Source organism: Micromonospora sp. MA102, assembly GCF_025460765.1.
Lineage (GTDB): Bacteria > Actinomycetota > Actinomycetes > Mycobacteriales > Micromonosporaceae > Micromonospora > Micromonospora halotolerans.
Window position 1 is genome coordinate 99,554 of sequence record NZ_JAMWEG010000001.1, and the last position, 15,174, is coordinate 114,727.

The 15,174-nt window shown below is 75.2% G+C and carries 14 protein-coding genes and 1 pseudogene; 6 read left to right on the plus strand and 9 right to left on the minus strand.

Features of this window, described 5'->3' with window-relative positions; translation table 11 throughout:
* Window positions 1-16: 16 nt before the first annotated feature.
* The gene (locus NFX44_RS00480) at window positions 17-1,111 is read right to left on the minus strand and encodes a D-alanine--D-alanine ligase family protein (RefSeq protein WP_262281455.1); all 1,095 of its coding nucleotides are present in this window, start codon (window positions 1,109-1,111) and stop codon (window positions 17-19) included.
* A gap of 278 nt (window positions 1,112-1,389) precedes the next feature.
* Complete coding sequence (locus NFX44_RS00485) at window positions 1,390-1,611, minus strand: hypothetical protein (protein ID WP_262281456.1); 222 nt, start codon at window positions 1,609-1,611, stop codon at window positions 1,390-1,392.
* Window positions 1,612-1,884: 273 nt separating this feature from the next.
* Here NFX44_RS00485 and NFX44_RS00490 point away from each other — a divergent pair, with 273 nt between their 5' ends.
* Window positions 1,885-2,730 carry a helix-turn-helix transcriptional regulator gene (locus NFX44_RS00490; RefSeq protein ID WP_262281457.1) on the plus strand — a complete coding sequence of 282 codons (846 nt, stop codon included), beginning with the start codon at window positions 1,885-1,887 and terminating at the stop codon, window positions 2,728-2,730.
* 5 nt (window positions 2,731-2,735) lie between these two features.
* Window positions 2,736-2,936 carry a DUF397 domain-containing protein gene (locus NFX44_RS00495; RefSeq protein ID WP_262281458.1) on the plus strand — a complete coding sequence of 67 codons (201 nt, stop codon included), beginning with the start codon at window positions 2,736-2,738 and terminating at the stop codon, window positions 2,934-2,936.
* A gap of 52 nt (window positions 2,937-2,988) precedes the next feature.
* Here NFX44_RS00495 and NFX44_RS00500 read toward each other — a convergent pair whose 3' ends face one another.
* The 5 genes from NFX44_RS00500 to NFX44_RS00520 all read right to left on the minus strand — a co-directional run bounded on the left by NFX44_RS00500 (window position 2,989) and on the right by NFX44_RS00520 (window position 7,965).
* A complete protein-coding gene (locus NFX44_RS00500) occupies window positions 2,989-4,041 on the minus strand; it encodes an ROK family protein (protein WP_262281459.1) in 1,053 nt (350 codons plus the stop codon).
* Window positions 4,042-4,154: 113 nt separating this feature from the next.
* Window positions 4,155-4,946: a putative protein N(5)-glutamine methyltransferase gene (locus tag NFX44_RS00505; RefSeq protein WP_262281460.1), complete on the minus strand. Its 792-nt coding sequence runs from the start codon at window positions 4,944-4,946 to the stop codon at window positions 4,155-4,157.
* A 172-nt stretch (window positions 4,947-5,118) separates the two neighbouring features.
* The gene (locus NFX44_RS00510; protein WP_262281461.1) at window positions 5,119-6,228 is read right to left on the minus strand and encodes a cystathionine gamma-lyase; all 1,110 of its coding nucleotides are present in this window, start codon (window positions 6,226-6,228) and stop codon (window positions 5,119-5,121) included.
* Between the two features lie 7 nt (window positions 6,229-6,235).
* Complete coding sequence (locus NFX44_RS00515; RefSeq protein ID WP_262281462.1) at window positions 6,236-7,243, minus strand: NAD(P)H-dependent glycerol-3-phosphate dehydrogenase; 1,008 nt, start codon at window positions 7,241-7,243, stop codon at window positions 6,236-6,238.
* Window positions 7,240-7,965, minus strand: coding sequence for a 1-acyl-sn-glycerol-3-phosphate acyltransferase (locus tag NFX44_RS00520; RefSeq protein ID WP_262281463.1), 726 nt, complete (start codon window positions 7,963-7,965; stop codon window positions 7,240-7,242). The genes NFX44_RS00515 and NFX44_RS00520 overlap by 4 nt, the downstream gene beginning before the upstream one ends.
* Before the next feature lie 109 nt (window positions 7,966-8,074).
* Here NFX44_RS00520 and cofC point away from each other — a divergent pair.
* The 4 genes and pseudogenes from cofC to NFX44_RS00540 all read left to right on the plus strand — a co-directional run.
* Window positions 8,075-8,680 (plus strand): annotated as a pseudogene (gene cofC / locus NFX44_RS00525) (2-phospho-L-lactate guanylyltransferase); the annotation flags it as partial.
* Between the two features lie 39 nt (window positions 8,681-8,719).
* Window positions 8,720-8,917 carry a cold-shock protein gene (locus NFX44_RS00530; RefSeq protein WP_212838810.1) on the plus strand — a complete coding sequence of 66 codons (198 nt, stop codon included), beginning with the start codon at window positions 8,720-8,722 and terminating at the stop codon, window positions 8,915-8,917.
* A gap of 54 nt (window positions 8,918-8,971) precedes the next feature.
* Window positions 8,972-11,260, plus strand: a complete 2,289-nt coding sequence (locus NFX44_RS00535; RefSeq protein WP_262281464.1) for an RNA degradosome polyphosphate kinase — start codon at window positions 8,972-8,974, stop codon at window positions 11,258-11,260.
* A gap of 40 nt (window positions 11,261-11,300) precedes the next feature.
* On the plus strand, window positions 11,301-12,182 hold the full coding sequence (locus tag NFX44_RS00540) for an NUDIX hydrolase (RefSeq protein WP_262281465.1): 882 nt from the start codon (window positions 11,301-11,303) through the stop codon (window positions 12,180-12,182).
* Between the two features lie 56 nt (window positions 12,183-12,238).
* Here NFX44_RS00540 and NFX44_RS00545 read toward each other — a convergent pair whose 3' ends face one another.
* A complete protein-coding gene (locus tag NFX44_RS00545; RefSeq protein ID WP_262281466.1) occupies window positions 12,239-14,338 on the minus strand; it encodes an endonuclease/exonuclease/phosphatase family protein in 2,100 nt (699 codons plus the stop codon).
* A gap of 134 nt (window positions 14,339-14,472) precedes the next feature.
* Window positions 14,473-15,102, minus strand: coding sequence for an HU family DNA-binding protein (locus tag NFX44_RS00550; RefSeq protein WP_262281982.1), 630 nt, complete (start codon window positions 15,100-15,102; stop codon window positions 14,473-14,475).
* Window positions 15,103-15,174: the final 72 nt, after the last annotated feature.

The following is a 15,174-nucleotide window of genomic DNA, read 5'->3' on the forward strand; positions in this document are numbered from 1 at the left end:
CGCGACGCCGGGGGCGTCAGCGGCCGGCGCGGCGCAGGGCCGTGCGGATGAGCCGGTTGACCAGCTTCGGATACTCCAGGCCGCTGGCCGCCCACATCCGGGGGAACATCGAGGTCGGGGTGAAGCCCGGCATCGTGTTGATCTCGTTGAGGTAGACGTCCAGCTCCGGGGTGACGAAGAAGTCGGCCCGGGCCAGTCCGGAGCAGTCCAGCGCGGTGAACGCGCGGGTGGCGTACTCGCGCACCTGCCGGGTCACCTGGTCGGGCAGGTTCGCCGGGATGTCGTACTCGCAGGCGTCGTCGATGTACTTGGCCTCGAAGTCGTACCAGTCGTGGCCGGAGACCACCCGCACCTCGGCCAGCACCGACGCCTCCGGGGCGCCGCCGGCCTCGCCCTCCAGCACGCCGCACTCGATCTCCCGGCCCACGATCGCGCCCTCGACGAGCACCTTGGTGTCGATCTCGCGGGCGGTGGCGACCGCCGCGTCGAGCTGCGCCCAGTCGTCGACCTTCGTGATGCCGAACGAGGAGCCGGCGCGGGAGGGCTTCACGAAGACCGGCAGCCCGAGGCGCTCCTTGTCCTCCTCGGTCAGCGTCATCCCGGCGCGCAGCACCACGTACGGGCCGACCGGGATGCCCTCGGCGGCGCAGAGCTTCTTGGTGAACTCCTTGTCCATGGCGGCGGCCGAGGCGAACACGTTCGCGCCGACGTAGGGGATGTCGGCCATCTCCAGCATGCCCTGGATGGTGCCGTCCTCGCCGTAGGCGCCGTGCAGCACCGGGAAGACCACGTCCACGTCGGCCAGCGCCACGGGGCCCTGGGCCGGGTCGAGCACCAGGAGGCCGCCCACGGCCGGGTCGGCGCGCAGCACCAGCTCGGCGCCGGAGCCGGCGGTGATCTCGGGGAGCTTGCGGTCGGCGATGGCGAGCTGGGCGGGGTCGCCGCTGGCCAGCACCCACTGGCCCTGCCGGGTGATGCCGACCGGCACGACCTCGAACTCGTCCGGGTCGAGGGCGGCCAGCACGCTGCCGGCGCTCACGCAGGAGATGCCGTGCTCCGGGCTGCGGCCGCCGAAGACGATCGCCACGCGGGTCTTGCCTGGGGTGGTCACTCCGGGTCACCTCTTCGTCCACGACTGCGGCTGCCGTGCTCGCCGGGGGCGCTCACCCGCTTGACCTTACTGTGCGTGGCGAGCGTCGGTGGTGGATACCCGGGGAGACGACGCAGCGGACGGCAACCGGTCAGCAGAGCATATACGGGGAGTAACCGGATGCGTGCGGTCGAGGCGTGCCGGAGGCGGTGTGCCCGGGCGGCCGGTGGCGGGACCTGCCACCGACCGCCCGGCTCCCCGCCCCCGTCACCGCGTCCCGGGGGCGGGCCCGGTTCAGCTCACTGGTCCGCGGTCCGCCGGCGGCCGACCGCGATGACCTTCACCCGCTGCCGGCCGGCGCGGACCATGCCCAGCGCCATGAAGGCGCCGGCGATCCGGTCCGCCGCCTCGCGGGTGGTCGCGCCGACGACCTGCCGGCGCCGCTCGGGGCTGGTCCGCTCGTTGCGCCAGATGCCGTCGAGGGGGCGCACGTCGGTGAGGACCACGAGGAAGCGGGTCATCGCCGCCCACCCCCGTCGGCGGGGTGGCAGGCCGTCACCGTCATCGCGATCCCTCCCCGTCTGGCGTCCGGTACGGGCACGCGGCGATCGGGTCGTGGGGGAGTAAAACCCGATCACCGCGCGCCCCATCCCCTCCGGTCGCTCACCACCACCGTCGCCACGACAACCGGCGGTGAGGACGCCGTCACAGATTGACAGGTGTGCACGCGTGAATGCAACTCTCATCGGATTTCTCTCATGCCCAAGCTCCCGTTGATGTGCGACCATCGATGCATGGCGCCGAAGACCGCCCGGGCCCGACGGCTCGGCATCGCCCTGCGGACCCACCGGGAGGCCGCCGGCCTCACCCTGGAGGCCGCCGCCGACGAGATCAACAGCACCCGCAGCACCCTGTCCCGCTACGAGAACGCGCAGACACTGGTCAACCCGGCCACCGTGCGGGCGCTGCTCACCCTCTACGGGGTGGGGCCCGACGAGATCGCCGGGGCCGTGCAGCTCGCCAAGGACGCCCGCAAGCCCGGCTGGTGGGTCTCCTACTCGTACCTGCTCGACCGGCGGACCATCGACTTCATCGCCCTGGAGGCGGAGGCCACCGGCATCGCCAACTTCGAGCCGTCGGTGGTACCGGGCCTGCTCCAGACCGCCGACTACATCCGTGGGGTGATGCGCGGCGGCCCGCACACCCTCAGCGACGAGCAGGTGGAGCAGCGGGTCAAGCTGCGGCTCGACCGCCAGCAACGGCTCATGGGTGACGATCCGCCGATCCTCGACGCCATCATCGACGAGGGGGCGCTGCTGCGGCCGGTCGGCGACCGCACCGTGATGGGAGGCCAGCTCCAGCACCTGCTGAAGATGGCCGAACTACCCAACATCACGGTGCAGGTGATCCCCCTCTCCGCCGGATACCACCGGGGGACGCGGGGGTCGCTGCACATTCTGGAGTTCGCCGATCCGGAGGATCCGATCATCGCCTCGGTGGAGACCGTCGCCGGGCAGATGGTGCTGGACCGTCCGGGCGACCTGCGCACCTGCACCAAGATCATGGAGCACCTGCGGACCGTGGCGCTGAGCCCGGCGGCCAGCCGGGACGAGCTGCTCCGCCTGCTGAACGAGAGGTAGAGAGCATGAACGGCACGAACAGCCCGCGCCCGCCGGCGACCGGCTGGCGCAAGAGCAGCCACAGTGGCGACGAGGGCGCGTGCGTCGAGATGGCGCCGCTGCCGGAGGCGGTCGCGGTCCGCGACTCCAAGGACCCGGCCGGCCCGGTGCTGGTCTTCCCGCCGGCCGCGTGGGCGGCCTTCACCGGCGCACCACCGCGCCCCTGATCCGCCGGTCGGCGGCGCCGCGGCACGGGCCTCGGGCCGGCGACTGCGCGGCTCAGCCGGCGACCAGCGGACCGGCGGCGGCCCCGCCGCGGACCGCCTCCAGCGCCGCGATGGCCACCCCGCGCGCACCGGCCATGTCCCGGTCGGGCACCAGCGCGAAGGTGGCCACCGCGCGCTGCTCGGCGCGGAGCACGGTGTGCTCCCGCACGGTGGCCAGGAACCAGTCGCGGAACTCCGGCGCCGCCTCCACCACCCCACCACCCACGAAGTACGCGTGCGGGTCGGTGAAGTTGGCCGCGATGGTGAAGAGCCGGCCCAGCGCCATGGCCTGCTGCGTGAAGACCTCGCGGGCCAGCGCGTCGCCCCGCTCGCCGTAGCCGCGGACCAGCCTCGCCGCCCGACCCGGCTCCTCCTGAGCCAGCGGGTGCCCCGGGAACCGGCCCAGCCAGTAGGGCAGCAGGTGGTTCGCGATGGCGGTGAGCGAGGCGACGCTCTCCGCGTCGCCGGCGAAGCCGCAGGCGCAGACCGGCACCGGCTGGCCCGGCCCGAGCAGCCCGTCGAGGGGGATGTGCACGTGCCCGAACTCGCCGGCCATGCCGGCCGCCCCGCCGACCACCCGGCCGCTCTCCACCACACCGCCGCCGAGCCCGGTGCCGACGATCGCGGCGACCGAGGAACGGGCCATCGCGTCCGCGCCGAAGTGCACGTGGTGCGCGTAGAGGGCCGCCGCGTTGCCGTCGTTGGCGTAGACCACCGGCAGGCCGAGCCGGTGCTCCAGCGCGCCGCGCACGTCGTAGCCGCGCCACGCCGGCTGGGAGAAGTTGGTCGAGCCGCGCGAGGAGATCACCCCGGTGGCGCTGGCCGGGCCGGGGGTGTCCAGCCCGACCGCGCGGACCAGCTCGCGGGGCACGCCGGTCAGCGCCAGCACGCCGTCGAGCGCCCGGGCGAGGGCCTCGATCGCGGGGTCCGGGCCGGCCTGGACCTCGCTCGGGATCTCCACCAGCCCGTCCACCAGGAACCGGCCGTCGACCGTCAGCACGGTGGCGTTGTTGCTCGTGCCGCCGTTGTCCAGCCCCACCACCACCGGCACACCCGCGCTGCCCACCGCCACCGCCTCCCGCCGAGTCTGACCCGAGGCTAGTTCGCGCCGGGGCGTCCCGCCACGGTCGCGCCACCCCGCCCGCCCGGTCTCCGCGCGGGGCGGGGTCGGGCGACGTCTCACCCGGGACGGCGGGCGGTGACGGCGGTGGCCTCCAGGTCGTCGTCGTGCACCACGGACGGGTCGAGGCCGGCGTCGGCCATGATCCCGCAGAGCGTCCCGGCCTGGCCGGCGCTCACCTCCACCGCCAGGTGCCCGCCGGGGGCCAGCCACTCGGCCGCGCCGGCGGCCACCCGGCGCAGCACGGCCAGCCCGTCCGCGCCGCCGTCCAGCGCAACCGGGGCCTCGTGCAGCCGCGCCTCCGCCGGCAGCATGGCCACGGCGCCGCTCGGCACGTACGGTGCGTTCGCCACCACCAGGTCCAGCCGCCCCCGCCACCGCACCGGCACCGGGGCGAACAGGTCGCCCTGGTAGACCGGTACGCCCAGCGGGGCCAGGTTGCGCCGGGCGCAGGTCACCGCGGCCGGGTCGACGTCGGCGGCGGCCAGCCAGCGGGGCGCCACCCGGCCGTGCAGCACCAGCGCGGCGGCCCCGGAGCCGCAGCAGAGGTCGAGCACGGCGGGCGCCGGTCCGGCCACCGCCGCGGCGGCGGCGACCAGCAGGGCGGTCCGCCCGCGGGGTACGAACACCCCAGGGTCGACGGCGACCCGCAGGCCGCAGAACTCGGCCCAGCCGAGCAGGTGCTCCAGCGGCAGTCCGGCGACCCGGCGGTCGACCAGGTCGGTCAGCGCCTCGGCCGACCCGGCGGCGGCGATCAGCAGTTCCGCCTCGTCCTCGGCGAAGACGCAGCCGGCGGCGCGCAGCCGGCGGACGAGGGCGGGACGGTCGGGAGAGAACAGGGTGGGTGGCATGGCAGGCCTTTCGGGAACGCTCGTCGGCGCTCCCGGCGTCGCCCTAACCCTGGGGCGACGCGGACTCGGAGGGAGCGCCGGTCCTCTGCTGGTGGATCGGTCTCACCTCCTCCGGTCGGGGCCCGCGCGGGCCGCTGCTGTCCGTCACCTTAGCGGAGCCGGCCGGCACGCGTCAGGACGCGTCGAGCGCGGCCGTCACGTCGGCCACCAGGTCGGCGCCGTCCTCGATGCCGCAGGAGAGCCGGACGAAGCCGGGCGCGGTGTCGTCCCCCCACTGGGCCCGGCGGTCGGCCGTGGTGTGCAGCCCGCCGAACGAGGTGGCGGCGGACACCAGGCGGGACGCGTCGAGGAAGCGCGCCACCCGGTCGGCGTCGCCCAGGTCGAAGGAGACCACGCCGGGGATCCGTCGCATCTGGACCGAGGCCACCGGGTACGCCGGGTCGGCCGGCAGCCCGGGCCAGCGCAGGCCGGTCACGTCGCCACGGCCGGCGAGCAGCCGGGCCAGCGCCCCGGCGTTGGCGGTCTGCCGGGCCAACCGCAGGTCTACGGTCGCCAGTGAGCGGTGCGCCAGCCAGCAGTCGAACGCCCCGGGCACCCCGCCCGTGGTGGTCCGCCAGGCGGTCACCGCGTCGAGCAGCTCGGGGGAACGGGTCGCCACGTAGCCGAGCAGCAGGTCGGAGTGGCCGGTGAGGGCCTTGGTGCCGGAGGCCACCACCACGTCGGCGCCGAGCTCCAGCGGGCGCTGCCCGAGCGGGGTGGCGGTGGTGTTGTCGACCGCGACCAGGGCCCCGGCGGCGTGCGCCGCGGCGGCCAGCGCCGGCACGTCGGCCACGTCCAGGCCGGGGTTCGCCGGGGTCTCCAGCAGCACCAGCCGGACACCCTCGAACGACGGGTACGGCCCGGCGGTCGGCACGAAGACGACGCGTACCCCGATGCTCTCCAGGGTGGCGGTGGCGAAGGCGCGCACCGGGAAGTAGCCGTCGGCGGGGAGCAGCACGGTGTCCCCGGGGCGCAGGACGGCCAGCAGCAGCCCGGTGATGGCCGCCTGGCCGCTGGCGAAGACCCGGCAGTCGCCGCCCTCCAGCTCGCCGACGGCCGCCTCCAGCAGCCGCCGGGTGGGGTTGTCCGGCCGCCCGTACCCGTTGGGGGTCGCCTCCGGCCCCCGCCACGGGTCGAGGTGGTACGGCGCGGCGAACACCGGCCCCGGCAGGAACGGCTGGCCCGGTTCCGGCGCGGGCAGGCCCGCGTGCACGCTGCGCGTGCCGTCACCCCACTCGGTCATCGCCGCCTCACTCGTACGACTCGGGCTTCGCGGTCCGGCTCATGAGGGCGTCCACGGCGAGCCGCGGATCCATCCCCTCGTGGCAGATCCGCTCGACCTGCTCGGTGATCGGCATCTCCACCCCGTGCGCCCGTGCCAGGTCCCGGATGGCCAGGCAGCTCTTCACGCCCTCGGCGGTCTGCCGGGTGGCCGCCTGGGCCTGCTCCAGGGTCTCCCCCCGGCCCAGGTGCTCGCCGAAGGTGCGGTTGCGGGCCAGTGGCGACGAGCAGGAGGCGACCAGGTCGCCCATGCCGGCCAGCCCGGCGAACGTGATCGGGTCGGCGCCCAGCGCCACGCCCAGCCGGGCGGTCTCGGCCAGGCCGCGGGTCATCAGCATGGCGCGGGTGTTGTCGCCGAAGCCCATCGCGGTGGCGATGCCGTACGACAGGGCGATCACGTTCTTCACGGCCCCGCCCAGCTCGCAGCCGATCACGTCGTCGTTGGTGTACGGGCGGAAGTACGGCGTGCGGATCGACGACTGCACCAGGGCGGTCCGGCGGCTGTCGGTCCCGGCGACCACGGTCGCGGCCGGCTGCTCGGCGGCGATCTCCGGGGCCAGGTTCGGCCCGGAGACGACCACCACCCGGTCGGCCGGCACCCCGGCGGTCTCCATGATCACCTGGCTCATCCGCTTGGTGGTGCCCAGCTCGATGCCCTTCATGAGGGAGACCAGCGTGGCGTCCGCGTCCAGGTGCGGGGTCCAGTCGGCGAGGTTGCCGCGCAGCGTCTGCGACGGCACGGAGAGCACCACCACCTCGGCGCCGGCGATCGCCTCCTCGGCGTCGCCGGTCGCGGTGACCCGGTGGGGCAGCCGCACGTCCGGCAGGTACTCCGGGTTGTGGCGCCCGGTCCGGATCGCCTCGGCCACCGAGGCCCGCCGGGCCAGGATGGTCACGTCCCGGCCGGCGTCGGCGAGGATCTTGGCGAACGCGGTGCCCCACGAGCCCGCCCCCAGCACCGCGACGTGCCCGCTCACTCGGTCACCTCGGGCGTACGCGTCCCGGCCGGCCGCTCCCACAGCGGTGGTGGTGTCCCGCCGCGGATCTCGGCGACCAGGTCCCGGATCCGCAGCATGATCGTGTCCGTCATCTCCTCCAGGATCGCCCGGGTCGGCGTGGCGCCCGCCCACCGGCTCAGGTCGATCGGCGGCCCGGCGACCACCGTCACCGGGGTACGCGGGCGCAGCCCCACGCGGGCGGTCCGCGGGTCGAACATCTTCTCCGGGCCGATCATGGCGAGCGGGATCACCGGGGCTCCGGTGGCCAGCGCCAGCCGGGCCGCGCCGGTCTTGCCCTTCATCGGCCACAGGTCCGGCTCGCGGGTCGTGGTCCCCTCCGGGTAGATCACCACGGCACCGCCCGCGTGCACCGCGGCGACCAGCTTGTCCAGCGACCGGGCCGCCTCGATGCTGCCGCGCTCGACCGGGATCTGCCGGCACCGGTGCAGGATCCAGCCGATCACCGGCACCCGGAACACGCTCGCCTTGCCGAGGAACTGCGGCCAGCGCCCGGCGTCGTGGATGAAGTGCGCGCACACCAGCGGGTCCGCGTGCGAGATGTGGTTGGGCACGATGATGATGCCGCCGTCGCCGCCCAGGTGCTCCATGCCCCGCCAGGTGCGGCGCGTCCACACGGTCAACACCGGCTTCACCAGCACCACGGCGAACCGTGGCCAGAATCCCAGCCTCCGCCGTGCCACCCTGCCTCCTCGTTCCGCCCCACGCGCGCACGCCCCGGCACGAAATCATGCCTGCTCGCTCCGGGTCCGGCCAGTGAGGGTACCGCTGCCCGGCTGGCAGGATTGTCACGTGCCTGAGCCGACCTGGACCGTGGTGGTGCCGGTGAAGCGCCTCGCAGTGGCGAAGAGCCGCCTGCGGGGCGCGCTGCCCGGCGTACCCCACGAGGAGCTGGCGCTGGCCCTGGCGGCCGACACGGTCCGGGCGGTGGTGGCCTGCCCGGCGGTCGCCGGGGTGCTGGTGGTGACCGACGACCCGCGGGTGGCGGCGGAGGCGACGGCGGCCGGCGCGGCGGTCGTGCCGGATCCGGCGGCCGGGCTGAACGCGGCCTTCCGGCACGGGGCGGCGGTGGCCGGCCCGGGCGCCGCGGTGGCCGGCCTCACCGCCGACCTGCCGGCGCTGCGCCCGGCCGACCTGGACGGGGCGCTGCGGGCCGCCCCCACCGACGGGGTACGCGGGTTCGTGGCCGACGCCCCCGGCAGCGGCACCGTGCTGCTCGCCGCGCCGCCCGGGGTGCCCCTGGCGCCCCGCTTCGGGCCCGGCTCGGCGGCGGCGCACGCGGCGAGCGGGGCGCTGCCGCTGCCCGGCGGCTGGCCCACCCTACGGCGGGACGTGGACACCCCGGCCGATCTGGCCGCCGCCGCCCGGCTCGGCGCCGGCCCGCGCACCGCCGCGCTGCTGGCCCGGGCCGGCAAGGACGTCGGGTACGGTGCTGGCATGCAGGGCACGGTGGCCACCTACGACGCGTCGACCCGCAGCGGCGTGCTGCTCCTCGACGACGGCACCGAGCTGGCCTTCCCGGCCCGCGCGTTCGACGCCTCCGGGCTGCGGCTGCTCCGGCTCGGGCAGCGCGTCCGCATCGAGCGGGACGCCGCCGGCGAGGTCGTCCGGGTGACGTTGCCGACGATGGCGTGACCAACCTGCCCCGAGTTCATTTTCCGTTCACCCTTGTCGGGGAATCATGAGGTGGTGAGCACCCCTCGCGAGCGCCCCGACGGTCCCCGTAACCTCGTCGACCCCGACACGCCCCGCAACGGCGCGTCGACCCGCGGCGGCGACGGCCGGTTCCGCCGCGTCCGCCCGCCCGAAGAGAGCGTCAGCCCCGAGCCCGCGGCGGCGGCCTCCGCCGGGCTGGAGGAGTCCCTCGACCCGGTCGAGGGGCCGGGCCCGCTGGACGAGCCGCCGGCGGCCCGGCCGCTGCCGGAGGACCGGTTCTTCAACCGGGAGCTCTCCTGGCTCGACTTCAACGCCCGGGTGCTGGCGCTCGCCGAGGACCCCCGCACGCCGCTGCTGGAGCGGGCCAAGTTCCTGGCCATCTTCGGCAGCAACCTGGACGAGTTCTACATGGTGCGGGTGGCCGGGCTGAAGCGGCGGCTCTCCGCCGGCCTGCCGGTGCGCGGCGGCGACCGGATGCCGCTGCGGACCCAGCTGGAGCTGATCGCCGAGAAGGCCGCCGACCTGGTCTCCCGGCACGCCGCCTGCTTCGTCGACGACGTGCTGCCGAAGCTGGCCGCCGAGGACATCCGGATCCTGCGCTGGAGCGACCTCGACGACGGCGAGCGGGAGCGGCTGCGCACCTGGTTCCGGGAGCACATCTTCCCGGTGCTCACCCCGCTCGCGGTGGACCCGGCGCACCCGTTCCCCTACATCTCCGGCCGGTCCCTGAACCTGGCCGTGTCGGTGCGCGACCCGGACGGCGGCTCCGAGCTGTTCGCCCGGGTGAAGGTGCCCAACAACGTGCCCCGGTTCGTCCGGGTGGCGCGGGACCAGCCGGGAGTGCGTTTCCTGCCGGTCGAGGACCTCATCTCGGTGCACCTCGGGCAGCTGTTCTCCGGCATGCAGGTGGTCGAGTGCCACCTGTTCCGGGTGACCCGCAACGCCGAGGTGGAGGTGGACGAGGACCGCGACGAGGACCTGCTCCAGGCCCTGGAACGGGAGCTGGCGCGGCGCCGGTTCGGCCCGCCGGTGCGCCTGGAGGTGGCCGCCTCCATCTCCGACCACATGCTGGAGCTGCTCGTCCGCGAGCTCGACATGGACAGCCAGGACGTGCTCCGGGTCCGCGGCCTGCTCGACCTCTCCGCGCTCTGGCAGGTCTACGGCGAGGCCGACCGACCGGACCTCAAGGACCCGCCGTTCGTGCCGGCCACCCACCCCCGGCTCGCCGAGGGCGAGGTGCCGCGCAGCGTCTTCGCCACCCTGCGGGACGGCGACGTGCTGGTGCATCACCCGTACCACTCGTTCGCGACAAGCGTGCAGCGCTTCGTCGAGCAGGCCGCCGCCGACCCGAACGTGCTGGCCATCAAGCAGACCCTGTACCGCACCAGCGGCGACTCCCCCATCGTCGACGCGCTGGTCGACGCGGCCGCCGCCGGCAAGCAGGTGGTGGTGCTCGTCGAGCTGAAGGCGCGCTTCGACGAGGTGGCCAACATCGGCTGGGCGCGCACCCTGGAGCGGGCCGGCTGCCACGTGGTCTACGGGCTGGTCGGCCTGAAGACGCACTGCAAGACCGCGCTGGTCGTCCGCCAGGAGGGCAACCAGATCCGCCGCTACTGCCACATCGGCACCGGCAACTACCACCCGAAGACCGCCCGGCTCTACGAGGACTTCGGCATGCTCACCGCCGACCCGGAGATCGGCGCCGACCTCACCGACCTGTTCAACGTGCTCACCGGCTACAGCCGGCAGACCGCGTACCGGCGGCTGCTGGTGGCCCCGCAGGGCATCCGCAGCGGCCTCGTCGAGCGGATCGAGCGGGAGATCGAGCACGTCCGGCTGGGCATGCCGGGGCTCGTGCAGTTCAAGGTGAACGCGCTTGTCGACGAGGAGATCACCGACGCGCTCTACCGGGCGTCCCGGGCCGGGGTGCACGTGGACCTGCTGATCCGGGGCATGTGCACGCTGCGGCCGGGCGTACCCGGGCTGTCGGAGAACATCCGGGTCCGCTCGATCCTCGGCCGGTTCCTGGAGCACTCCCGCATCTTCCGGTTCGGCAACAACGGCGACGCGGAGTTCTGGATGGGCTCGGCCGACCTCATGCACCGCAACCTGGACCGCCGGGTCGAGGCGCTGGTGCAGGTGAGCGACCCGGTGGCCCGGGCCGAGCTGGACCACGTGCTGACGGCGGCGTTCAGCCCGGAGGTGGACGCCTTCGAGCTGGCCCCGGACGGCGCCTGGCAGCGGCGTACCGGCACCGGCGACACGCCGCTGACCCACCTGCAGGACCTGCTCCTGCACCGGGTCGGCGGGAGGGCGGGCTGACCGGACCACGGCCCGCTCGGAGCGGGCATACGGTGAGCGGATGACGGACGACGAGCCGGTGCGGATCCGGGCGGCGGGCGGGGTCGTCTGGCGTCCGGCCACCGGCGGCGTCGAGATCTGCCTGGTGCACCGCCCCCGGTACGGCGACTGGTCGCTGCCCAAGGGCAAGCTGGACGCCGGCGAGCATCCGCTGCGGGCCGCCGTCCGCGAGGTCGCCGAGGAGACCGACGTCCGGGCCGTGCCGCAGGTACGCCTGCCGACCGTCCGCTACCGCAGCGAGGGCCGGCCGAAGGCCGTCGACTACTGGTCGATGCGGGCCGCCGCCCAGGGCGGGTTCCAGCCGGACACCGAGGTGGACGAGGTGGCGTGGTTCCCCACCGACGAGGCGGCACGCCGGGTCAGCTACCCGCACGACGCCGAGGTGATCGCCGCGTTCGCGGCGCTGCCGCCGGTCACCGCCACCGTGCTGCTGGTCCGGCACGCGCACGCCGGCAAGCGGGGCACCTGGACCGGCCCGGACACCGGCCGGCCGCTGGACGACGAGGGCTGGGCCCAGGCCCGGGCGCTCGCGCCCCTGGTCGCCCTGGTCCGCCCGGTCCGCCTGGTCTCCGCCTCGGCCAAGCGCTGCGTGCAGACCCTCGACCCGGCGGCCGCCCTGCTGGACCTGCCCGTCGAGGTGGTCGGCGACCTGGACGAGCCGCGCCCCGGCCAGCAGCCGGACGAGTGCGCCCTGGCCGCCGCCGCCCGGCTCACCGCGCTGGCCCAGGACGGGGAACCGGTCGCGGTGTGCAGCCAGGGCAAGGTGATCCCGGGCGCGCTGGAGCGGCTGACCGGCCGCTCCGACGACTACACCACCCCGAAGGGCGGCGGCTGGCTGCTGGCCTTCAGCGGCGACCGCCTGGTCGCGGCCGACCGGCTCTGAGGAAGGGCCGCTGTCAACGCCGCCGCGCGACCAGGGGTCCCGTCCGCACACCGTGCTCAGGGCAGGGCGATCGTCACCGCGACGGGCAGGTGGTCGCTGGCGGTGCTGCGCGGCGCCGTTGCACCCGACGCCGTGAGACCGGGTGAGACGAAGACGTGGTCGATCTGGGTGCGCGGGTCGTCGGCGGGGCTGGTCCGCAGCGGGCGGGCCGCGGCCAGCGCGTCGACCAGCCCGGCGCGGGTGAACTCGGCGAACGCGGCATCGCCGGGCTCGGTGTTCAGGTCGCCGCCGAGCACCAGCGGGCGGCCGGCCGCGTACCGGGTGGCGAAGGCGGCCACCTCGCCGGCCTGGGCCACCGGACCCTCCCCCGGCGGCGGTTGCAGGTGCGTGGCGACCACGGCGAGTTCCCGGCCGCCGAGGTCGAGCGTGACGCCGAGCGCCTGCGCCCCGGTCGGCGCCCCGTGCGCCGCGAGGGGCCGGGTCCGGCCGGCCCGCACCGGGAAGCGGCTCAGCACCGCGTCACCCCACACGGGGTCGGCGGCAGGCGCGAAGACGTACGGCATCCGCAGCCGCCCGGCCAGCAGGGCGAGGGTGTCGTGGCCGCCGTTGAGCAGCCAACCTCGGTCCACCTCGCTGAGCAGCACCACGTCCGGCCGGCCGCCCTCCACCGCCCGGGTCAGCGCGTCCAGGTCGAGCCGCCCGTCCAGTCCGAAGCCCATCCGGATGTTGTACGCCGCCACCCGTACCGCCGCCGGTGGCGTCGCGGGCGGGTTCGGCGCCGGAGCCGGACGGTGGATCCCGCCGGCCACGGCGGTCAGCAGCATCGCCCCGAGGACCGTCCACACCGGCACGGGCCGGCGGACCGGGGCTGCGGCCGGCGGCGGGGCGAGCACGGCCGCGACGGCGACGACGAGCGCCGCCAGCACCGGCACCCAGCCGTTCGGGTACCCGAGGTCGTAGGCGGCGTAGTACGCAACCGACCCCACCGCGAAACCCAGCATCCCGCCGACGACGGCGAAGTCCCGCCGGCCGCCGTCCGAGGCGCTCGGGTCCGGCGCGGCAGACGGACCGGCAGCGGAATCCTTGCCCGACCTGGCCGGCGCGGCACCAGCACCTGCACCTGCGCCACGGACCGCCACCGAACCGGTGTCCCCGCCCGGGCCTGTCGTGGCGGGAACGGGCTCAGCGGGCACCCGCTCAGCCGGCACGGTCGCGCGCTCGCCGACGGTGTCGACAAGGGCGAGGCAGCCACCGAGCCCGGCGGCGCTGAGCAGGACCGCCGCCGCCAGCCAGCCCGCCCGGTCGGCGGCGAACAGTCCGGCCCCGACGACCAGCGCGGCGGGCCAGAGCGGCCGCGCCACCGGCCGGGGTGGCCGGAGCAGCACCGCTGCCAGGAAAAGGGCGATCGCCACCTCGGGCACCGCCGCGAGGCGCGCCGGGGGAAGCGCCAGGCCCGGCAGGTCCGCCGACCCGTGCCAGTACGAGGCGGCCGCGTCCCACACCGCCGTCGTGAGGGCCAACTGGCCGGCCAGCAACAGCACCGGCCCCACCAGCAGCCAGGCGGCACGGCCGGCTCCCCCGCCCGGCGCCGGCACGGCGTCACCGGCCAAGGCGGCGGGACGGGCCGAGGGCCGGAGCCCGGCCGGCGACGACGGGGCCGCCTGCGCGGCGAGGAAGGCGCCGACCAGCAGGACGGACAGGACCCAGCCGAGCGGGCCGCCCCGCCAGACCAGGTCCTCGGTGCCGAGCAGGGCGTGCCCGACGGCGGCCCCGGCCAGGCCGAACGCCAGCCCCGGCACCGGCCGGACGACCGTGGCGGCGGTCGCGGCGAGCCACACCAGGCCGGCGAGCAGGCCGGCGCAGGCCAGCCAGAGCTGGACCCGACCGCCGGGCGCGGCGGTCAGGGCGAGCCGGGCGGCGGCCAGCATCCCGGCCGCGACCAGGCCCACCGGGCGCGGACCGGTCCGGCGGAGCAGGACTGGTGCGGCGAGGGCGAGCACGAACCAGCCGAGGGCGAAGGCGCCGAGGAGTTCGGCCGGCGTCTCGGCCGCCCGGCCGAAGATGGTGATGATCGACGGCAGCCAGACCCGCAGCACGTCGAGCAGGACGACGACGCCCAGGGCGAGCGCGGCGGTGGGAAGGTGACGGTGGCGCACGGGCGCCCCTCTTCTCGTGACCGACGGGGGTTTTCGGCACGAGGATTCTCCGGGCTGGCGCGACGGCGGGTCAACGCGTACCCACGAGAAAGGGCGCCCACCACGAATGGCGGGCGCCCTTTCGGGTCGTGCGGTCAGCGCCGGCTGGCGGCCTTCTTGGCCGGCGCCTTCTTCGCCGGAGCCTTCTTGGCAGCGGTGCTCTTGGCAGCCGTCGTCTTCTTGGCGGCGGTGGTCTTCTTGGCCGCGGTCGACTTCGCCGCGGTGGTCTTCTTCGCCGTGGTCGTCTTGGTCGCGGCCTTCTTCGCGGGCGCGGTCTTCTTGGTCGCGGCGGTCGTCTTGGTCGCCTTCGCCGCCGTGGTCTTCTTGGCGGCACCGGCCGCCGTGGTCTTCTTCGCGGCGGTCGCCTTGGCCCCGGTCGCCTTCGCGCCGGTGGTCTTCGCGGCGGCGGCCGAGGTGGTCTTCTTGGCGGCGGCGGCGGTCTTCGGCACCTTGCCGCTGGCCACCATCTCCTTGAAGCCCGCGCCCGCCCGGAAGGTCGGGACGGAGGTCTTCTTGACCTTCACCGCCTCGCCGGTCCGCGGGTTGCGCGCTGTTCGGGCTCCCCGGACACGCTTTTCGAACGCTCCGAAACCGGTGATCGCCACTTTCTCGCCCTTGGTGACCGCCGCCTGAACCTCAGTGAGGACCGCCTCGAGCGCGGCCGTCGCCGTCTTCCGGTCCCCCAGGCGAACGGCGAGCGCCTCGATGAGCTCGGCCTTGTTCACAGCTTCCTCCCGATTGTGCAACTGACTCGTCGCGAGCCATTCTGCGCGCACGGTATGCCCTGTGCTGCCTGG